Below are 2,054 nucleotides of genomic sequence, written 5' to 3' on the forward strand. Positions count from 1 at the left end.
CCGGTGGCTCCCGTTGGACCTGTAGAACCTGTGGCTCCTGTTGGACCTGTTGGGCCTGTAACTCCCGTTGGGCCCGTAGCTCCTGTGGCTCCTGTGGGACCTGTGGGACCTGTGGGACCGGTTGGGCCGGTGGCTCCCGTTGGGCCCGTGGGGCCAAAATCATCTTGAACTACAACCAGTGTACCCCTCAATGGAACAATTTGTGAAAAGAACACTGTTGCTGTACTAATATTTACAAGAGAAACTGTTACCGGCGCAGAGGTTACATCAATAATGCCAATTCCATATACCTCTCCTGTATTTATCGGTGAATTGCCTTCCAATAAATCACCCTGTGAGGATGATAATGCAAAGGCTGTCCCATTTGTCGATTGAGTAGCTTGTGTCGCCAACCACCAGTCCAGAACATATCTTCCAGCTTCCGATATAGTAATTACTCCTGTAACTGGATTGTAGGATATAGCTCCGAATGAATAGACTATGTTATCAAAAGGGACATTGGCACCTGACGCTACAGTTGTAACTGTATTCAGTTCAATTTGCAGAGCATTATTCGCCATAAAAAATCCTCCTCTATATTACAAGGCGCATCAATCTGATTACGCCTAATAGTAATGTATGTTAATAATAAAATATTTGATACAAGGATTATCTAATTACAAATTAAAAATATGAACTCAAGAAAAATACATCAAGTTGTGCGCCTACCCCCGGAGATGTATATACGAAAAAAGAACACCAGCCTTTCGACAGTGAGGGTGTTCTTTCGCTTTATGCTTTTAACAGAATGTTATAAAGTTTACTCAATGGAATTTGAGACATCAGAACCGTCCCATTTTTATGAATATATTTTTTGTCTTAGCTTTTCTGCCGTAGAAGGTGAGGCAGTAAAAATCGTTAATTTCAAATCAGTATAATTTGATAACTGAAAATTCACATGTTCAAACTCCAATTCTCCAAGGAGAGGGTATCCAACAGTAGCAAAAATTGCACCGCAGGCAAAGGATATTGAAGTTGCTTCAAAACTTTGGGAAGTATCTGAAAAGCTAACAAACGTAAAATTTAATTAATATTTTAATCCTTATATTTAATTCCCCAGCGGTAAGTTCCTATAAATATGCTATTAATTACCGCTAAATGCTTACACCAAGGAATCCAACGGCCTTGTTAATGGCTTGCTGAAAAATACGGTCTTTGACTAAGTTGCACTCGTGAGTATTGTAATTAGATATCTTACTCCGATTCGCACAGGTAAAAAGCAAATACGGCGAAAAAAGAAAGACCGCTCTGCTATGAGTTTTAATTATAGACTATCTTAATCTATCGTTTTATACTGTTTTTCTGACAGGTTACAACGCCCCGTCTATTTAGTGCGCCTTTACATCCGAATTTCAATTACTTTAATTGGCAAAGTATGATGATCAGCCTTATATCTTAAAATATATATCTCTAAAGTTAATGACATTGCGTTGGAACGTGTGCCCTCCGGGCGCACACCAAAATAAAACCGGCATACAAAGATGCCGGTTTTATTTTCTAACTTAAGAATATAACATCAAATTGTGCGCCTACACCTGTAGAGGAATCCGTAGTAAAAGGAACTGCCGAGTTGTTCCTCAGTGTAAGAACGTCCCCTGCGGCGAGCGTAAGCATGGCATCGGCGCCTGTTTCGCCCACTGCAGTAAGAAGATTCACATTTGTTGATGCATCTACAGTTCCATTTACGGCAATTGCAATCGCTGCGCCTACACCGGCAGTAATATTAACACCGTAGTATATCTGGTAAGTGCCAGCGGTTGGAACTGTTACCGTTGCAGTTCCAGCGGTATGAGTAACGCCGCTAAGAGGACCATTGTTGCTAAATGTTACATCCGCTCCTCCGGCAACTACTTGGCCACCAGCCGTCAAATCATATACATATCCGAATGTTGTTACACCTGCTCCAGTCGGGCCGGTATCTCCGGTTGGACCCGTATCTCCTGTCGGACCTGTATCCCCGGTCGGACCGGTATCTCCCGTCGGGCCGGTATCTCCTGTCGGACCTGTATCTCCCG

1 protein-coding gene and 1 pseudogene are annotated in these 2,054 nt (G+C 42.6%); both read right to left on the minus strand.

From position 1 onward, the window contains the following. Window positions 1-560, minus strand: a pseudogene (locus tag RZO55_RS02340) (hypothetical protein); the annotation flags it as partial. 976 nt (window positions 561-1,536) lie between these two features. Beyond that, window positions 1,537-2,054 (minus strand): BclA C-terminal domain-containing protein (locus tag RZO55_RS02345; RefSeq protein WP_439100013.1); only part of this gene is annotated, 518 nt, incomplete at its 5' end.

The organism is Clostridium boliviensis (genome assembly GCF_033342255.1).
GTDB classification, from domain to species: Bacteria; Bacillota; Clostridia; order Lachnospirales; family Lachnospiraceae; genus Lacrimispora; species Lacrimispora boliviensis.